Here is a 16,927-nt window from a genome sequence, read left to right as displayed (position 1 = left end):
ACTACCGACGCCTAGATAGCACCCCGGGCAAACACACAGAGCAACGAGGGGTGGGCGGGGGCAGGTGTGCCCGCGCGCAGTTCGCAGCGCCAAAGCCCATCCACCCTGCAGCGGGCGGCGCTGCGCTTGTCTGAAGCACGGGTGCGCCTGCCCCCGCCCACCCCGGACGCACGCACAGGCCGCGTCTGCCCCCGTCCACCCCGGAAGCATCCTCCACCCCGAACCCACCTGATCAGAAAGCGCCCGCAAGCCCCCCCGATACCCTCGCCCAACGTGCCCCTAGTCGTGCAGAAGTTCGGCGGAACGTCAATCGCCAGCGCGGCGCGCATGCGCGAGGTAGCCGACCACGTAAAGCACTGCCGCACCCGCGGCGACGAGATTGTGCTCGTCGTCAGCGCCATGGGCTCCGAAACCGACGAGCTCATCGCGCTGGCCACCCAGATCACCGACGAGCCGTCGGGCCGCGAACTCGACATGCTCATCACCGCGGGCGAGCGCAAGGCCATCGCGCTGATGTGCATGGCGCTGCATGACGTGGGCGTGCCGGCCGACTCGTTCACCGGCAGCCAGGCGGGCTTTCTCACCGACACGAACCACCGCAACGCCAAGATCCTGTCGGTCACGCCCAAGCGGGTGACCGAGTCGCTCGAAGCCGGTCGCGTCGCTGTCGTCGCCGGCGCGCAGGGCGTGTCGACCGACAACGACGTGACGTTCCTGGGACGCGGCGGGTCAGACACCACGGCCGTCGCCCTGGCGCACGGCCTCGGCGCCGACGCCTGCGAGCTCTACACCGATGTGTCGGGAGTGTTCACCACCGATCCACGGGTGTGCCCCACTGCTCGCAAGATTGCGCGTATCGGGTTCGATGAGCTGCTCGAGATGACTGCGATGGGCTGCCCCAAGCCGGCCGCCCGCTCGGTCGAGGTTGCCCGCACGTATGGCGTTCCCCTGCACGTGCGCTCGGCATTCACGTGGGAACCGGGAACATGGGTCGTCGAGGGGGAGTCAGGCATGGACGCGAGGGAAATGGAAAAGCCGATCGTGACCGGCATCGTGCCGGACACATCGCAGGCCAAGGTGACGCTGGTCGGCGTCCGCGACGAGCCCGGCATCGCCGCCAAGGTGTTCCGCACGCTCGCTGACGCTGCGGTCGTGGTTGACATGATCGTGCAGAACGTGGGCGGCCACGATCGCACCGACATCTCGTTCACGGTTCCCGCGGAGAGCGCCGATGAGGTACGCGGAATCTGCGAGGGAATGGTGGACACGGTGGGCTTCTCGTCGACGAACACCGATGTCGGCATCGCCCGGGTGTCGCTCGTCGGCGCCGGCATGGCCAGCCACCCCGGCGTGGCCGCCACCATGTTCGAGACGCTGGCATCCCAGCACATCAACATCGAGATGATCTCCACCTCGCCAATCCGCATCTCCTGCGTAGTAGCCGAAGCAGACGTAGACCGAGCCACCGTCGCCCTGCACACAGCCTTCGGCCTCGACTGAAATTCACAGAAGAACGCCAAGGGCTGCCCGGCAGCTCTGACTCCCCGAGAGTAGGAATCGTTGGGGCCAACGGCCAGGTAGGCGATGTGATGCGGTCGGTGCTGCTTGGGCGGGTTGTCGAGTTGCTGGCCGATGCGCCGGGCGTGGAGCTGGCCGAGGTGCTGACGCCGTTGTAGGCGGCGGGCCGCTTGCGCGAGGCTGCGCGGTGCCGGTTCGGCGTCGGTGTCCACTGGCAGGGCACGCGTTTCTGATGCGCGATATATGTTCGTATAGTACCTGACCCGGACAGGCCCCGCAACCCGGCCGCGCACCTGCCGGGCGCTGAGCGGGCGCGGCCACGGCCGAGAGCCCCAAACCCCCATGACTGCTGGGCTTCCGCCTCTCGTGCCCCTCTGGGCGCGTCCATTCGTCGACGGGCCCCAGATGTCGGTTGCTGTCCGATTCGGGCGTGCGCAAAACGAACGATTCGTGACCGCGCCGGCTGCACGGACGGCATCAGTTGCATGGGTTCCCCGTTGCAGCCGGCGCGGACACGGATCGCCCACATCCGCCCAGCACGCCCGGAGGCACCCACCCATGACCAAACGCACCCTCGCAGCGCTGTGCGCGCTGCTCGTCGCAGCGTCCACGCTCACCGCCGTAGCCGCGGCGCCCGCCGGCGCTCACGGCGTCACCGTGCGCCGCTGCGCGTATGACCCGTTCGCGGGAAATCAGTGCTGGAACGAGACGAGCTACAACCACCCTCACACGCCGGTCCAGCGAAACCTGACATGCGGTGAGGGGATGCTCGGCACCTACCCGAACTGCTACCCGGCCCCGTCCACCAACGAGAACCACGACCCCAACAACGACGACGACGGCAACGACGGCGGCGATGGAGGCGAAGGCACCAGCACCGACAACGACAGCGGCGACGGCGGTGATGACGACACGGGCAGCGACGACAACAAGCCCGACCCCAAGAACGCCGACGACGGAGGCAGCGACGACTCCAGCTCCGGCGAGGGCGGCTCCGATGACGTGTGCCCTGACGGGCAGACCGGCACGCCGCCGAACTGCACCGAGCCGAACAAGAACGGAAAGGGCGGCGGCTCAGGCTCGGGCAGCGGTTCGGGCCAGCGGCCCACGCAACGCGTGGTGAGGGACGCGCTGGCGAAGGGCTGGTCTTGGCTGAGCGGCGCTGTGAAATGGGTAGCCGACAACAACGCCGAGGTAACCGATGCCGAGGCGAAGGCCTGGGAGGCGCAATCGGAAGCCACCAAGAACGCCGCTGCGTCCGCCGCCAAGGGAGTGGCCGACGGGTTGGAAGCGTTCGTGAAGGATCTCAGCGAGTCCGAGCGGCAGCGCATCAACGCCAACATCCAGCAGGTCACTCCCGTGTTGCGTGCATGGCAGAACCTCAACCCCGCAGCGCAGGCCGCCGTCGGCGCCGCTGTGTGTTACGGGGCCGGCGGAGCTATCAGCGCCGGGAGTGCCGGAGCCTTGACTCCCGGCGGCGCTGCGTTTGCTACGGGATGTGGCGTGTTGGCGTACGGGTCCACCCAAGCGCCGCTGCCGCAGCTGATCCCGGAAGGGTGGACCCCGCCGAGCGATGACAGCGGCTCGGGCGGCTCCAGCCAGCAGCCGACGCCGGACCCGGACGATCCCGACGGCGACTACGACGGCGACGGCGAGACCACAGCCGAGGAAGCGCACGAGGCAGCCCTCAGATACGAGGCCGGGGAACTCACCGACGCGGAGTATTACCGGATCATCTACAAGTCCTGGTGCGACCGTGGCGACAGCTACTACTGCGGCAAGTGAGGCGGGAAACGACGATGACCGCCGCGAACTACCCTGACACCATGCGTACGAGCACATCGCCTAAGCCATCCTGGCGATTGTTAGTCGTGAAAGGGCTGAAAGGGCTACGCGCTCGCGACCGCTGCGAACGGCTGGTCTTCCTCGCTACCGGAGCACCTGCAGGAGCAGCATCCGCAGTGCTGGGGGGCCTAGCGATCGGCTGGACCCCGCTTCAACTCCCCGTGCTCCCTGTGTTCCTAGCGGCGACGGGAACGCTGGCGATCTACTGGCTGGCGGTTCTGCCGCTGCTGGCCCGCTGGCAGCAGCGGCGCGTTCTGAGCGTCGAGCGGGCCGCGCTCGGCAGAGCGCGGCCCGAGCCGCCAGCCGATCCGCGTCGTGTGGTGTACGGGTTTCGTGAGGCGGGCGCGTCGCGTGGCTGAGGCGGTAACGCGGTCGAGCTGGCGCACATGACCCCACGTGAAGGACCGCATGAACGACCCCAAAGTCGAAGGCGCCACCGGCGCGAACGCCAGCACCGCCCCCGTCGAGCCGGCCCGCAGCCGATCAACATCGGAGAAGAAGGATCCGCCCACCAGCATCGAGCACACCGTCGGCAGCACCTTCGCGCCCGCCCCGCGGCCCGCCCCCGGCGGCGTCACGGCCTCATCGATCAGCCCCTCCAGGCCCAGCCGATCCATCAGCGTGCCCGCCAGCAACAGACCCGCGTCCGCGACCAAAGACCCGTCGTCGAACACTGCCTCCACCCGATCCAGACCCTGCGTTATCGTGCTCACGGAGAGTTTCTCCCGACCTGGCATCACGCCGAACAATCCTCAACGGCAAAACGCCACGTCAGGAGGCCTTTCCGGCGGACACGAACCAACCCCAACCCCCACCGGTGGATCCGGGCTCAGTGCGTACCGGGGCGGGGCGTGATCCGTATGAGACGCAGCCCGTCGGCGATGATCGGGTGGGTGACCAAGAAAATGACGCGGATGTCACCGTGGTCGACGTAGCGGACGAGGTTGTTGGGTGCGGCCTCGGGGAGCGGTTGCCCAGGTCGTACCTCCAACGGCATCGCGGTGATGTGCAGAAGCGCCTCGTGTGCTGCGATCACTTCTGCGAGGCTGCGGCCGGTGCTCCATTCATTGAGTGGAGCGTCGATTTCGAACCAACGCCACCCGCTGGGGGCGTTCACCCCGTCGTGCGGAGCTCGGCGATGCGTTCCTGGAGTTCGGCCGCAGAGACCGGGTCGCCGTAGGTGAGACCTTGAGCGACACGTTCTTGGTGATCTGCCCATGCGCGACTGCATGCATCACGGATGGCGAGCGCTTCGAGCGCTTCGAGGTCGTCGCGGCCCGCGGGTGCTGGCATCCGCTGCTTGTAGGTGAAGTGGTCTCGACGTTGTTCGGAGCTGGTGACTGTGTTCATGGTCGATCCTGCGGTTCAGGCGGCGGTGGCGTCAGCGCACCGTACTGGGTCTCAAATTTCGCAACATTCTCGGAGATGGCTCGGGCGATGGCAAAGATCACAGAGGGCGGAATCTTCACTCTGGCGACGACCAGGCCCTCAACAGATTCGGAGTTGGGGCCGGTCGGTGAGTGCGGCAGCGCGGCAAAGTCGATTGTGAACTCATGTTCAGTGTGCCAGACCCCTGCAAAGTTCGCATATACGCCGCCAGGTGAGACATCGTCGTCGAGCCGAAAGGTGAGCTCCTGCGATGTCGGCTGGTCTGCCATGCGCGCACACTAGGCCGCCCCATCGTGGTGTGCAGCCGCGGGAGCACTCGAAGCGCCGACTGCATCGTCAAGTTTGCGGATCGGACTCGGACTGGATGGAAGAACACACAAGAGGAGGGGTGGGCGGGGGCAGGTGTGCCCGCGCGCAGTTCGCAGCGCCACAGCCCGTCCACCCTGCAGTGGGCGGCGCTGCGCTTGTTTGAAGCACGGGTGCGCCTGCCCCCGCCCACCCCAGTAATTCACAACAGACCGCTGAGAGTGCCTCGGTAGCCTCGGTTCCATGCGTGTAGGAATCGTTGGGGCCACCGGCCAGGTGGGCGGTGTGATGCGGGCTATTTTGGCCGAGCGAGCATTCCCGATCGACGAGCTGCGGCTCTTCGCGTCGGCCCGTTCGGCTGGCCGTACGCTGGGCTGGAACGGGTCTGAGATTGCCGTCGAGGATGCCGCCGGGGCCGACTTCGGCGGTCTCGACATTGCGCTGTTCTCGGCAGGCAAGACCACGTCGAAGGCCATCGCCGTGCGGGTTGCCGCCCAAGGCCCCACGGTGATCGACAACTCGTCTGCGTGGCGCATGGACCCCGACGTCCCGCTGGTGGTGCCCGAGGTGAACGCGAAAGAGGTGTTCAACGCGCCGAAGGGCATCATCGCCAATCCCAACTGCACGACGATGGCGGCGATGCCGGTGCTGGCGCCGCTGCATGCCGAAGCTGGCCTCGTGTCCATGGTGGCTGCCACCTACCAAGCCGTGTCCGGTGCTGGCCTGGCTGGTGTCGACGAACTCGACCAGGCGCTGGCCGCGACGAAGGAAGGTGCCGCAGCGCTCGCCTACGACGGTGACGCTGTCAGCCATCCTGCGCCGGACAAGTTCCCTGGGCCGATCGCCCACAACGTGCTGGCCCAGGCGGGCAGCTTCGTCGATGACGGCTCCGGCGAGACCGACGAGGAGCAGAAGCTCCGCTTCGAGAGCCGCAAGATCCTGGGCATTCCCGATCTGGCAGTGTCGGGCACATGCGTGCGGGTGCCGGTGTTCACCGGCCACTCGCTGTCGCTGAACCTGCGTTTTGAGCGAGCGATCTCGCCCGAGCGGGCAACGGAGCTGCTGGCCGAGGCGCCGGGCGTGGAACTGGCCGACGTGCCGACGCCGCTGCAAGCGGCAGGCCGCGATCCGTCCTATGTCGGCCGTATCCGCCGCGACCCCACCGTCGAGCACGGCTTGGCGCTGTTCGTGGCAGGAGACAATCTCCGCAAAGGCGCAGCGCTCAACGCTGTCCAGATAGCGGAGACCCTGGCTGCCGCCTAGCTCTTCCTGCCCGCCGGCCGCTGTCTCGGCGTTCGGCCGAGCGGCGATATTCGGCTCGGGCGGGCCGCTTGCGCGAGGCTGCGCGGTGCCGGTTCGGCGTCGGTGTCCACTGGCAGGGCACGCGTTTCTGATGCGCGATATATGTTCGTATAGTACCTGACCCGGACAGGCCCCGCAACCCGGCCGCGCACCTGCCGGGCGCTGAGCGGGCGCGGCCACGGCCGAGAGCCCCAAACCCCCATGACTGCTGGGCTTCCGCCTCTCGTGCCCCTCTGGGCGCGTCCATTCGTCGACGGGCCCCAGATGTCGGTTGCTGTCCGATTCGGGCGTGCGCAAAACGAACGATTCGTGACCGCGCCGGCTGCACGGACGGCATCAGTTGCATGGGTTCCCCGTTGCAGCCGGCGCGGACACGGATCGCCCACATCCGCCCAGCACGCCCGGAGGCACCCACCCATGACCAAACGCACCCTCGCAGCGCTGTGCGCGCTGCTCGTCGCAGCGTCCACGCTCACCGCCGTAGCCGCGGCGCCCGCCGGCGCTCACGGCGTCACCGTGCGCCGCTGCGCGTATGACCCGTTCGCGGGAAATCAGTGCTGGAACGAGACGAGCTACAACCACCCTCACACGCCGGTCCAGCGAAACCTGACATGCGGTGAGGGGATGCTCGGCACCTACCCGAACTGCTACCCGGCCCCGTCCACCAACGAGAACCACGACCCCAACAACGACGACGACGGCAACGACGGCGGCGATGGAGGCGAAGGCACCAGCACCGACAACGACAGCGGCGACGGCGGTGATGACGACACGGGCAGCGACGACAACAAGCCCGACCCCAAGAACGCCGACGACGGAGGCAGCGACGACTCCAGCTCCGGCGAGGGCGGCTCCGATGACGTGTGCCCTGACGGGCAGACCGGCACGCCGCCGAACTGCACCGAGCCGAACAAGAACGGAAAGGGCGGCGGCTCAGGCTCGGGCAGCGGTTCGGGCCAGCGGCCCACGCAACGCGTGGTGAGGGACGCGCTGGCGAAGGGCTGGTCTTGGCTGAGCGGCGCTGTGAAATGGGTAGCCGACAACAACGCCGAGGTAACCGATGCCGAGGCGAAGGCCTGGGAGGCGCAATCGGAAGCCACCAAGAACGCCGCTGCGTCCGCCGCCAAGGGAGTGGCCGACGGGTTGGAAGCGTTCGTGAAGGATCTCAGCGAGTCCGAGCGGCAGCGCATCAACGCCAACATCCAGCAGGTCACTCCCGTGTTGCGTGCATGGCAGAACCTCAACCCCGCAGCGCAGGCCGCCGTCGGCGCCGCTGTGTGTTACGGGGCCGGCGGAGCTATCAGCGCCGGGAGTGCCGGAGCCTTGACTCCCGGCGGCGCTGCGTTTGCTACGGGATGTGGCGTGTTGGCGTACGGGTCCACCCAAGCGCCGCTGCCGCAGCTGATCCCGGAAGGGTGGACCCCGCCGAGCGATGACAGCGGCTCGGGCGGCTCCAGCCAGCAGCCGACGCCGGACCCGGACGATCCCGACGGCGACTACGACGGCGACGGCGAGACCACAGCCGAGGAAGCGCACGAGGCAGCCCTCAGATACGAGGCCGGGGAACTCACCGACGCGGAGTATTACCGGATCATCTACAAGTCCTGGTGCGACCGTGGCGACAGCTACTACTGCGGCAAGTGAGGCGGGAAACGACGATGACCGCCGCGAACTACCCTGACACCATGCGTACGAGCACATCGCCTAAGCCATCCTGGCGATTGTTAGTCGTGAAAGGGCTGAAAGGGCTACGCGCTCGCGACCGCTGCGAACGGCTGGTCTTCCTCGCTACCGGAGCACCTGCAGGAGCAGCATCCGCAGTGCTGGGGGGCCTAGCGATCGGCTGGACCCCGCTTCAACTCCCCGTGCTCCCTGTGTTCCTAGCGGCGACGGGAACGCTGGCGATCTACTGGCTGGCGGTTCTGCCGCTGCTGGCCCGCTGGCAGCAGCGGCGCGTTCTGAGCGTCGAGCGGGCCGCGCTCGGCAGAGCGCGGCCCGAGCCGCCAGCCGATCCGCGTCGTGTGGTGTACGGGTTTCGTGAGGCGGGCGCGTCGCGTGGCTGAGGCGGTAACGCGGTCGAGCTGGCGCACATGACCCCACGTGAAGGACCGCATGAACGACCCCAAAGTCGAAGGCGCCACCGGCGCGAACGCCAGCACCGCCCCCGTCGAGCCGGCCCGCAGCCGATCAACATCGGAGAAGAAGGATCCGCCCACCAGCATCGAGCACACCGTCGGCAGCACCTTCGCGCCCGCCCCGCGGCCCGCCCCCGGCGGCGTCACGGCCTCATCGATCAGCCCCTCCAGGCCCAGCCGATCCATCAGCGTGCCCGCCAGCAACAGACCCGCGTCCGCGACCAAAGACCCGTCGTCGAACACTGCCTCCACCCGATCCAGACCCTGCGTTATCGTGCTCACGGAGAGTTTCTCCCGACCTGGCATCACGCCGAACAATCCTCAACGGCAAAACGCCACGTCAGGAGGCCTTTCCGGCGGACACGAACCAACCCCAACCCCCACCGGTGGATCCGGGCTCAGTGCGTACCGGGGCGGGGCGTGATCCGTATGAGACGCAGCCCGTCGGCGATGATCGGGTGGGTGACCAAGAAAATGACGCGGATGTCACCGTGGTCGACGTAGCGGACGAGGTTGTTGGGTGCGGCCTCGGGGAGCGGTTGCCCAGGTCGTACCTCCAACGGCATCGCGGTGATGTGCAGAAGCGCCTCGTGTGCTGCGATCACTTCTGCGAGGCTGCGGCCGGTGCTCCATTCATTGAGTGGAGCGTCGATTTCGAACCAACGCCACCCGCTGGGGGCGTTCACCCCGTCGTGCGGAGCTCGGCGATGCGTTCCTGGAGTTCGGCCGCAGAGACCGGGTCGCCGTAGGTGAGACCTTGAGCGACACGTTCTTGGTGATCTGCCCATGCGCGACTGCATGCATCACGGATGGCGAGCGCTTCGAGCGCTTCGAGGTCGTCGCGGCCCGCGGGTGCTGGCATCCGCTGCTTGTAGGTGAAGTGGTCTCGACGTTGTTCGGAGCTGGTGACTGTGTTCATGGTCGATCCTGCGGTTCAGGCGGCGGTGGCGTCAGCGCACCGTACTGGGTCTCAAATTTCGCAACATTCTCGGAGATGGCTCGGGCGATGGCAAAGATCACAGAGGGCGGAATCTTCACTCTGGCGACGACCAGGCCCTCAACAGATTCGGAGTTGGGGCCGGTCGGTGAGTGCGGCAGCGCGGCAAAGTCGATTGTGAACTCATGTTCAGTGTGCCAGACCCCTGCAAAGTTCGCATATACGCCGCCAGGTGAGACATCGTCGTCGAGCCGAAAGGTGAGCTCCTGCGATGTCGGCTGGTCTGCCATGCGCGCACACTAGGCCGCCCCATCGTGGTGTGCAGCCGCGGGAGCACTCGAAGCGCCGACTGCATCGTCAAGTTTGCGGATCGGACTCGGACTGGATGGAAGAACACACAAGAGGAGGGGTGGGCGGGGGCAGGTGTGCCCGCGCGCAGTTCGCAGCGCCACAGCCCGTCCACCCTGCAGTGGGCGGCGCTGCGCTTGTTTGAAGCACGGGTGCGCCTGCCCCCGCCCACCCCAGTAATTCACAACAGACCGCTGAGAGTGCCTCGGTAGCCTCGGTTCCATGCGTGTAGGAATCGTTGGGGCCACCGGCCAGGTGGGCGGTGTGATGCGGGCTATTTTGGCCGAGCGAGCATTCCCGATCGACGAGCTGCGGCTCTTCGCGTCGGCCCGTTCGGCTGGCCGTACGCTGGGCTGGAACGGGTCTGAGATTGCCGTCGAGGATGCCGCCGGGGCCGACTTCGGCGGTCTCGACATTGCGCTGTTCTCGGCAGGCAAGACCACGTCGAAGGCCATCGCCGTGCGGGTTGCCGCCCAAGGCCCCACGGTGATCGACAACTCGTCTGCGTGGCGCATGGACCCCGACGTCCCGCTGGTGGTGCCCGAGGTGAACGCGAAAGAGGTGTTCAACGCGCCGAAGGGCATCATCGCCAATCCCAACTGCACGACGATGGCGGCGATGCCGGTGCTGGCGCCGCTGCATGCCGAAGCTGGCCTCGTGTCCATGGTGGCTGCCACCTACCAAGCCGTGTCCGGTGCTGGCCTGGCTGGTGTCGACGAACTCGACCAGGCGCTGGCCGCGACGAAGGAAGGTGCCGCAGCGCTCGCCTACGACGGTGACGCTGTCAGCCATCCTGCGCCGGACAAGTTCCCTGGGCCGATCGCCCACAACGTGCTGGCCCAGGCGGGCAGCTTCGTCGATGACGGCTCCGGCGAGACCGACGAGGAGCAGAAGCTCCGCTTCGAGAGCCGCAAGATCCTGGGCATTCCCGATCTGGCAGTGTCGGGCACATGCGTGCGGGTGCCGGTGTTCACCGGCCACTCGCTGTCGCTGAACCTGCGTTTTGAGCGAGCGATCTCGCCCGAGCGGGCAACGGAGCTGCTGGCCGAGGCGCCGGGCGTGGAACTGGCCGACGTGCCGACGCCGCTGCAAGCGGCAGGCCGCGATCCGTCCTATGTCGGCCGTATCCGCCGCGACCCCACCGTCGAGCACGGCTTGGCGCTGTTCGTGGCAGGAGACAATCTCCGCAAAGGCGCAGCGCTCAACGCTGTCCAGATAGCGGAGACCCTGGCTGCCGCCTAGCTCTTCCTGCCCGCCGGCCGCTGTCTCGGCGTTCGGCCGAGCGGCGATATTCGGCTCGGGCGGGCCGCTTGCGCGAGGCTGCGCGGTGCCGGTTCGGCGTCGGTGTCCACTGGCAGGGCACGCGTTTCTGATGCGCGATATATGTTCGTATAGTACCTGACCCGGACAGGCCCCGCAACCCGGCCGCGCACCTGCCGGGCGCTGAGCGGGCGCGGCCACGGCCGAGAGCCCCAAACCCCCATGACTGCTGGGCTTCCGCCTCTCGTGCCCCTCTGGGCGCGTCCATTCGTCGACGGGCCCCAGATGTCGGTTGCTGTCCGATTCGGGCGTGCGCAAAACGAACGATTCGTGACCGCGCCGGCTGCACGGACGGCATCAGTTGCATGGGTTCCCCGTTGCAGCCGGCGCGGACACGGATCGCCCACATCCGCCCAGCACGCCCGGAGGCACCCACCCATGACCAAACGCACCCTCGCAGCGCTGTGCGCGCTGCTCGTCGCAGCGTCCACGCTCACCGCCGTAGCCGCGGCGCCCGCCGGCGCTCACGGCGTCACCGTGCGCCGCTGCGCGTATGACCCGTTCGCGGGAAATCAGTGCTGGAACGAGACGAGCTACAACCACCCTCACACGCCGGTCCAGCGAAACCTGACATGCGGTGAGGGGATGCTCGGCACCTACCCGAACTGCTACCCGGCCCCGTCCACCAACGAGAACCACGACCCCAACAACGACGACGACGGCAACGACGGCGGCGATGGAGGCGAAGGCACCAGCACCGACAACGACGACTCGGGCGGCAGCGACGACAACAGCGGCGGCGACGACTCCGGCGGTGGCGATGACTCCGGCTCCGACGACAGCAGCGGCTCCGACGAGGGCGGCAGCTCCGACGTGTGCCCTGACGGCCAGACCGGCACCCCGCCCAACTGCACCGAGCCGAACAAGAACGGAAAGGGCGGCGGCTCCGGCAGCGGCGGCTCCCGGGGGTAGCTCCACGACCACCAGCAACGATCCCTGCAGCGACTACACGGATGACCTGATCGCGGCGATCAACAAGAACAACGACGGCACCGGCACTATTTATTCGCTGCCCAAACAGCCGGCGCTGTGCACGAGTTCCGATTTGTTGGGCAAGCTCAAGGACCTCTACAAGAGTTACACAGACACCACCATTCGCGCTCTGCTCGCTGGGTTGGATGCGGCCGAAGATCTCAATGACCTACCGGGTGAGGCGGGCATTGCACTTGCCGAAGAGCTGGAACGGCGTTGGGACGAAGCGGACGGGCGCACGAAAGCGACGATTAAAGCTGTAGCGCTGGGCGCGCTTGGCGCCGCAGGATGCGCCGGTTTGGCCGCAGTGATCGTCAAGACAAGCGCAGCCTCGGCCGGCGCTGCTGCTCCGGGATGGGTCGCGTGGATCGCGTCATCGGCGGGCAAGAAAGCTCTAGCGAACACATGCGGCCTTGTCGTTACAGCAGCAGTTGCTTGGTATACGTATTCCGATTCCGACGACAGCGGTTCGGGCGGCTCCAGCCAGCAGCCGACGCCGGACCCGGACGATCCTGACGGCGACTACGACGGCGATGGCACGACCTCGCGTGACGAGCTGGCGAAGGCGGATCAGAAGCTCTGGGACGAGGAGATCACCCCCGAGGAATACATGCGGATTTGGTACAAGTACGCGTGCGATCAGGGCGATACGTCCTACTGCGGCAAGTGAGGCGGGAAACGACGATGAGCACCGCGAGCTACCCTGACACCATGAGTGCAGCGGCGGCATCGCCCGACCGACAGCAAGCGAAATCGGGGTGGGGCTTTCTGTTTTGGCTCATACCTGTGTTCGCTGCCGTATCGGGTCTGGTCACCTATTGGCTATCGCCCGGCCAACGGCTCGCGTTTTGGTTGCTATCGCTAGCGGCTTGCGTGTGCTTCAGCGTTGTGTCATGTCGGCGTTTTGTGAGGCAGCAGCGCCTCAGGGCTGAGGCGGTTTCGTCGGGCTGAGGCTCGGCGGCTGGTTGTTCGCTGGGAGCGGCCCGGCGTCGCCGGCTCGGGCAACGGTTCGGGCCAGCGGCCCACGCAACGCGTGGTGAGGGACGCACTGGCGAAGGGCTGGTCTTGGCTGAGCGGCGCTGTGAAATGGGTAGCCGACAACAACGCCGAGGTAACCGATGCCGAGGCGAAGGCCTGGGAGGCGCAATCGGAAGCCACCAAGAACGCCGCTGCGTCCGCCGCCAAGGGAGTGGTCAACGGGTTGGAGGCGTTCGTGAAGGATCTCAGCGAGTCCGAGCGGCAGCGCATCAACGCCAACATCCAGCAGGTCACTCCCGTGTTGCGTGCATGGCAGAACCTCAACCCCGCAGCGCAGGCCGCCATCGGTGGCGTGGTGTGTCACGGGGCTGGCGGAGCTATCGCCGTCGGGAGTGGCGGAGGCGCGATTGCCGGCGGCGCTGCGTTTGCTGGGGGATGTAGCGCGTTTGCGTACGCGTCCACCCAAGCGCCGCTGCCGCAGCTGATCCCGGAAGGGTGGACTCCGCCGAGCGATGACAGCGGCTCCGGCTCCGGCTCGGGCGGCTCCAGCCAACAGCCGACGCCGGACCCGAACGACCCCGACGGCGACGGCACGACCGAGCGCGAGGAACTGAAGAAGGCGGATCAGAAGCTCTGGGACGGAGAGATCACCGATGAGGAGTACACGCGGATTGTGCACAAGTTCTTCTGTGACAGCGGCGACAGCTACTACTGCAAGTGAGGCGGGAAACGACGATGAACGCCGCGAACTACACTGACACCCTGCGTGCGAACACATCGCCTAGGCTGCCTTGGCGATTGTTAATCGTGAAAGTGCTCGTGAAAAGGCTACCCCCTCGCGACCGCTGCGAACGGCTGGTCTTCTTCGCTGCCGGAGCACCGGCCGCAGCAGCTGCGGGAGTGCTGACGTGGCTAGCAATCGGCTGGGTCCCGTTTGAGCTTCCTGTGTTCCTAGCTGCGGCGGGAACGCTGGCGATTTACTGGCTGGCGGTTGTGCCGCTGCTGGCCCGCTGGCAGCAGCGGCGCGTTCTGAGCGTCGAGCCGGCCACGGTCGTCAGAGCGCGGCCCGAGCCGCCAGCCGATCCGCGTCGTGTGGTGTACGGGTTTCGTGAGGCGGGTGCGTCGTGTGGCTGAGGCGGTTTCGTCGGACTGACGTTCCGCTTGCACTCCGGGGCTGTTGCTGGTGGAGTGGTGAGTGCCCGTCGTGGGGACTGTCGGCGAGCGTTCGGTGTCGGGCGACTCAGACGGTTGGCCGCAGATGTCGTCTCTCAGGCATCGGGCGCCGATGTGGTGCCGCCGCTGCGATGGGCGGCGGCTGCTTGCTCGGCGGCGCGGTCGAGGTGCAGTGAGTGCAGAGCGAGGCCGACGGCGCGAGCAGTCCAGGGCCCAGCGGCGGGGGTGGCGCGGGGCCACTGCTCCGCAGTGAGCTTGTCGGCTATGGCGTGCTGGCTGAGGCCCTCGGCGGCGAGAGCCTCGGCTCGCGCGGCGGCAGCCCGCGTGGCGTCAGAGACAGGGCGACCGAGCCGTGCTCCGGTAGCGGCCTTCCTGGCGAGGGCATCGCGGGTGCGCTGGGCTGTCATGTCGCGTTCCATGCGGGCCATAGCGGCCATCACCGTGGCGACCATCAGGCCGGCGGGGGTGGTGGTGTCCACAGCGACATCGAGCATGACGACGTTCCATCTCTCGCGCTCGGCGCGGTCCAGCAGGCTCAGCACGTCAAGAGCGCTGCGGCCGAGACGGTCGAGCCGGCTCACTGCGAGCGTGTCGGCGGGGTCGTCGCCGTCTGCGAGACGGTTCAGCAGTGCGGACAGCACCGGGCGGGCGTCGGGCGCCAGCAACCCCGAGGCGCCGTCCTCGCTGTGGTGCTCAACCGTTCGGCCGCTGACTGCTGCCCAAGCGTCCACAGCGTCGTGCTGGGCATCCAAGCCGAAGCCGCTTCGGCCCTGTTCTGAGGTAGAGCAGCGGGCGTAGCTGAGCACCACCCCAGCGATTGATTCACTGGCCTGCCCGGGAGTGCCTTGAGGAGAGCTGGCCGCCCGCATCGCGAGCGGCAATATATCATTATTCCGATATTTTATACACACTCAGATTCTGAGCATCAAGGCGAACGCGGATCGCGGCGAACTACGACCTCGGCACCTGGCACTTCGGGTTCGTCGTCAACGATCTCGGCCGGGAAGCCGGGTGCCGTGACGGTCTGCCCGGTGGCGTCCTCGAGCCGCCTGATGATGTTCGGCGACCATTCCCGGTCGCCATAGCGAGCGGCCCCGTCGGCGAACACGTCCACCAGCACCGGCGACAGCTCCAGCGGCAGACCGTGCTCAGCGGCGATGTCGGCGAACAGGCCGATGTCCTTGCACACCAGGTCCATGGTGAAGTTGATGTCGCGCGAGCCGTTCAGGATCACCTGGCTCTCGGTCTCGTGGACGAAGGAGTTGCCTGAGCTGATGCGAATGGCCTCGTAGGTGGTGGCCAGGTCCATGCCCGCCGCCTGTGAGGCGGCCAGGGCTTCGCACAGCGAGACCAGATTGGCGGTGGCCAGGTAGTTCGTCACCACCTTCAGGATCGATGCCGAGCCCAGTGGCCCAGTGTGCAGGACGCGCCGCCCCATGGTCACGAGCAGCGGCAGCATCGCCTCGAAGGTGTCGCGCTCGCCGCCGGCGAAGACCGAGATGTTGCCGGTGGCGGCCCGGTGGCAGCCGCCCGACACCGGGCAGTCGATGGCGACACCGCCCGCCGCCTCCACCAGCGCACCCAACCGGCGCACCTCATGGTGGTCGGTAGTGCTCATCTCAGCCCAGATCTTCGCCCCCGACCCCGTCGAGTCGGCAGATCGGCCCGAGCCAATTCCAGCCAGCACACCGTCAGGTGCCTCGAGCACCCCAGCAACAGCAGCAGGAGAAGGCAGGCAGGTGATCACCACATCGCAGCGTTCCGCAAGCTCAGCCCCCGACGCAGCCGTCGACGCACCGGCATCCAGAAACGGCGCCATCGCAGCCGGATCCAGATCGCGCACCACCAGCTCGACCCCGTTGCGCTGCAACGACCCAGCCAGCTTCCCCCCAACATTCCCCAACCCGATGAATCCCACACACCGAGCGGTGGCGGATCCGGAAAATACCTCTGCCATAACGCAAGTATCCGCCGCCCGCGACCCAAGTCGCGAACGCAGCGAAACTCTGCGCCATCAGTGGTCGAATGCGCAGGCAAAGCCTGCGCATTCTGTTGTCGCGAGCGAGGGGCGAAGCCTTCCTCGCTCGCACTAACCAGTCGGGCAGGCGGGATTTGAACCCACGACCTCTTCGTCCCGAACGAAGCGCGCTACCAACCTGCGCCACTGCCCGTATGCGACCGCCGCTGGCAAATCGCTCCGGCCGAAGCTACCGGTATGACACGCAGGAGCGCTACAGCAATACGAGCCGGTTCAGCCCGTGCTCGCGGCATCCCGCTGCAGCAGTTCCTGAGCAGTGCGCCGCAGCAGCAGCGGGTTGAGCGGTTTGACCAGCCACGCATCGGCTTCGGAGCGCCGGGCCAGGAAGGTGTCGGCTTCGCGGTCGGCCAGCATCAGCACCGGCACCCGCGGCAGCCGACCCATGCCCGACTCCAGGCGCAGGTCGAGGCAGGTGGCCATGCCGCCCATGTTCCCGATCTGGAAGTCGAGGATCACCAGGTCCGGGGTGCTCGCCTTCACTGCAGGCCGCACGTCGTGGCCCGATCGCACCACCCGAAACGTCACCTCGGGGGCGGAGAGCGCCGCGGCTACCTCTTCGACGACCCAGTCGGCGTCGGTGGCCAGCAGCACGTCGGTCACGGTGGGGCAGCGTAATGGGGCTGACCGTGCCCGGCGTCGAGTCTGTGCAGCCGTTGGGGGTGTCCC

19 protein-coding genes and 1 tRNA gene are annotated in these 16,927 nt (G+C 67.3%); 8 read left to right on the top strand and 12 right to left on the bottom strand.

The features are described 5' to 3' along the window. Nucleotides 1-273: 273 nt before the first annotated feature. Together ACOQPE_RS04415 and ACOQPE_RS04410 are read left to right on the top strand one after the other, a co-directional pair. Nucleotides 274-1,500, top strand: coding sequence for an aspartate kinase (locus ACOQPE_RS04415; protein ID WP_420610686.1), 1,227 nt, complete (start codon nt 274-276; stop codon nt 1,498-1,500). 576 nt (nt 1,501-2,076) lie between these two features. After that, nucleotides 2,077-3,303: a hypothetical protein gene (locus ACOQPE_RS04410; protein ID WP_420610685.1), complete on the top strand. Its 1,227-nt coding sequence runs from the start codon at nt 2,077-2,079 to the stop codon at nt 3,301-3,303. A 236-nt stretch (nt 3,304-3,539) separates the two neighbouring features. Here ACOQPE_RS04410 and ACOQPE_RS04405 read toward each other — a convergent pair whose 3' ends face one another. From ACOQPE_RS04405 to ACOQPE_RS04390, 4 genes are all read right to left on the bottom strand, one after another. Beyond that, complete coding sequence (locus tag ACOQPE_RS04405) at nt 3,540-4,076, bottom strand: hypothetical protein (protein ID WP_420610684.1); 537 nt, start codon at nt 4,074-4,076, stop codon at nt 3,540-3,542. A 116-nt stretch (nt 4,077-4,192) separates the two neighbouring features. Further along, nucleotides 4,193-4,399 carry a hypothetical protein gene (locus ACOQPE_RS04400; protein ID WP_420610683.1) on the bottom strand — a complete coding sequence of 69 codons (207 nt, stop codon included), beginning with the start codon at nt 4,397-4,399 and terminating at the stop codon, nt 4,193-4,195. 77 nt (nt 4,400-4,476) lie between these two features. Next, a complete protein-coding gene (locus ACOQPE_RS04395) occupies nt 4,477-4,713 on the bottom strand; it encodes a hypothetical protein (protein ID WP_420610682.1) in 237 nt (78 codons plus the stop codon). Further along, on the bottom strand, nt 4,710-5,021 hold the full coding sequence (locus tag ACOQPE_RS04390; protein WP_420610681.1) for a DUF3467 domain-containing protein: 312 nt from the start codon (nt 5,019-5,021) through the stop codon (nt 4,710-4,712). The genes ACOQPE_RS04395 and ACOQPE_RS04390 overlap by 4 nt, the downstream gene beginning before the upstream one ends. Before the next feature lie 280 nt (nt 5,022-5,301). Between ACOQPE_RS04390 and ACOQPE_RS04385 the strand changes: the two genes are divergently transcribed. Then, nucleotides 5,302-6,321, top strand: a complete 1,020-nt coding sequence (locus ACOQPE_RS04385) for an aspartate-semialdehyde dehydrogenase (RefSeq protein ID WP_420610680.1) — start codon at nt 5,302-5,304, stop codon at nt 6,319-6,321. Nucleotides 6,322-6,777: 456 nt separating this feature from the next. After that, nucleotides 6,778-8,004 (top strand): hypothetical protein, encoded by a 1,227-nt coding sequence (locus ACOQPE_RS04380; protein ID WP_420610685.1) that lies wholly within the window; start codon nt 6,778-6,780, stop codon nt 8,002-8,004. A gap of 236 nt (nt 8,005-8,240) precedes the next feature. Here the strand turns inward: ACOQPE_RS04380 and ACOQPE_RS04375 are convergent, their stop codons facing one another. The 4 genes from ACOQPE_RS04375 to ACOQPE_RS04360 form a co-directional block, all read right to left on the bottom strand. Beyond that, on the bottom strand, nt 8,241-8,777 hold the full coding sequence (locus tag ACOQPE_RS04375; RefSeq protein ID WP_420610684.1) for a hypothetical protein: 537 nt from the start codon (nt 8,775-8,777) through the stop codon (nt 8,241-8,243). A gap of 116 nt (nt 8,778-8,893) precedes the next feature. Beyond that, nucleotides 8,894-9,100 (bottom strand): hypothetical protein, encoded by a 207-nt coding sequence (locus ACOQPE_RS04370; protein ID WP_420610683.1) that lies wholly within the window; start codon nt 9,098-9,100, stop codon nt 8,894-8,896. Nucleotides 9,101-9,177: 77 nt separating this feature from the next. Next, the gene (locus ACOQPE_RS04365; protein ID WP_420610682.1) at nt 9,178-9,414 is read right to left on the bottom strand and encodes a hypothetical protein; all 237 of its coding nucleotides are present in this window, start codon (nt 9,412-9,414) and stop codon (nt 9,178-9,180) included. Next, complete coding sequence (locus ACOQPE_RS04360; protein ID WP_420610681.1) at nt 9,411-9,722, bottom strand: DUF3467 domain-containing protein; 312 nt, start codon at nt 9,720-9,722, stop codon at nt 9,411-9,413. Before ACOQPE_RS04360 ends, ACOQPE_RS04365 begins: the two co-directional genes overlap by 4 nt. Before the next feature lie 280 nt (nt 9,723-10,002). Here ACOQPE_RS04360 and ACOQPE_RS04355 point away from each other — a divergent pair, with 280 nt between their 5' ends. From ACOQPE_RS04355 to ACOQPE_RS04340, 4 genes are all read left to right on the top strand, one after another. Next, nucleotides 10,003-11,022: an aspartate-semialdehyde dehydrogenase gene (locus tag ACOQPE_RS04355; RefSeq protein WP_420610680.1), complete on the top strand. Its 1,020-nt coding sequence runs from the start codon at nt 10,003-10,005 to the stop codon at nt 11,020-11,022. A 456-nt stretch (nt 11,023-11,478) separates the two neighbouring features. Then, entirely contained in the window at nt 11,479-12,012 is a 534-nt protein-coding gene (locus ACOQPE_RS04350) for a hypothetical protein (protein ID WP_420610679.1), read from the top strand. Between the two features lie 136 nt (nt 12,013-12,148). Beyond that, nucleotides 12,149-12,742 (top strand): hypothetical protein, encoded by a 594-nt coding sequence (locus tag ACOQPE_RS04345; RefSeq protein WP_420610678.1) that lies wholly within the window; start codon nt 12,149-12,151, stop codon nt 12,740-12,742. Nucleotides 12,743-13,108: 366 nt separating this feature from the next. Then, complete coding sequence (locus tag ACOQPE_RS04340; protein ID WP_420610677.1) at nt 13,109-13,771, top strand: hypothetical protein; 663 nt, start codon at nt 13,109-13,111, stop codon at nt 13,769-13,771. Nucleotides 13,772-14,318: 547 nt separating this feature from the next. Here the strand turns inward: ACOQPE_RS04340 and ACOQPE_RS04335 are convergent. From ACOQPE_RS04335 to ACOQPE_RS04320, 4 genes are all read right to left on the bottom strand, one after another. Then, nucleotides 14,319-15,092: a recombinase family protein gene (locus tag ACOQPE_RS04335; RefSeq protein ID WP_420610676.1), complete on the bottom strand. Its 774-nt coding sequence runs from the start codon at nt 15,090-15,092 to the stop codon at nt 14,319-14,321. A gap of 56 nt (nt 15,093-15,148) precedes the next feature. Continuing rightward, nucleotides 15,149-16,180 carry an NAD(P)-dependent oxidoreductase gene (locus tag ACOQPE_RS04330; protein WP_420610675.1) on the bottom strand — a complete coding sequence of 344 codons (1,032 nt, stop codon included), beginning with the start codon at nt 16,178-16,180 and terminating at the stop codon, nt 15,149-15,151. A gap of 140 nt (nt 16,181-16,320) precedes the next feature. Then, nucleotides 16,321-16,394 (bottom strand) — tRNA-Pro (locus tag ACOQPE_RS04325). 80 nt (nt 16,395-16,474) lie between these two features. Beyond that, nucleotides 16,475-16,861 (bottom strand): response regulator, encoded by a 387-nt coding sequence (locus ACOQPE_RS04320; RefSeq protein WP_420610674.1) that lies wholly within the window; start codon nt 16,859-16,861, stop codon nt 16,475-16,477. Nucleotides 16,862-16,927: the final 66 nt, after the last annotated feature.

The organism is Candidatus Poriferisodalis sp., from assembly GCF_965219595.1.
Taxonomy (GTDB): Bacteria; Actinomycetota; Acidimicrobiia; order Acidimicrobiales; family Poriferisodalaceae; genus Poriferisodalis.
Note: the sequence above shows the minus strand (reverse complement) of the source record. Positions and strands in the feature narration are given on the sequence as shown.

Coding starts and splice junctions, on each gene's coding strand:
- ACOQPE_RS04335 (WP_420610676.1), bottom strand. CDS start 15,092: ATGCGGGCGGCCAGCTCTCCTCAAGGCACTCCCGGGCAGGCCAGTGAA.
- ACOQPE_RS04365 (WP_420610682.1), bottom strand. CDS start 9,414: ATGAACACAGTCACCAGCTCCGAACAACGTCGAGACCACTTCACCTAC.
- ACOQPE_RS04390 (WP_420610681.1), bottom strand. CDS start 5,021: ATGGCAGACCAGCCGACATCGCAGGAGCTCACCTTTCGGCTCGACGAC.
- ACOQPE_RS04385 (WP_420610680.1), top strand. CDS start 5,302: ATGCGTGTAGGAATCGTTGGGGCCACCGGCCAGGTGGGCGGTGTGATG.
- ACOQPE_RS04380 (WP_420610685.1), top strand. CDS start 6,778: ATGACCAAACGCACCCTCGCAGCGCTGTGCGCGCTGCTCGTCGCAGCG.
- ACOQPE_RS04355 (WP_420610680.1), top strand. CDS start 10,003: ATGCGTGTAGGAATCGTTGGGGCCACCGGCCAGGTGGGCGGTGTGATG.
- ACOQPE_RS04360 (WP_420610681.1), bottom strand. CDS start 9,722: ATGGCAGACCAGCCGACATCGCAGGAGCTCACCTTTCGGCTCGACGAC.
- ACOQPE_RS04350 (WP_420610679.1), top strand. CDS start 11,479: ATGACCAAACGCACCCTCGCAGCGCTGTGCGCGCTGCTCGTCGCAGCG.
- ACOQPE_RS04395 (WP_420610682.1), bottom strand. CDS start 4,713: ATGAACACAGTCACCAGCTCCGAACAACGTCGAGACCACTTCACCTAC.
- ACOQPE_RS04330 (WP_420610675.1), bottom strand. CDS start 16,180: ATGGCAGAGGTATTTTCCGGATCCGCCACCGCTCGGTGTGTGGGATTC.
- ACOQPE_RS04410 (WP_420610685.1), top strand. CDS start 2,077: ATGACCAAACGCACCCTCGCAGCGCTGTGCGCGCTGCTCGTCGCAGCG.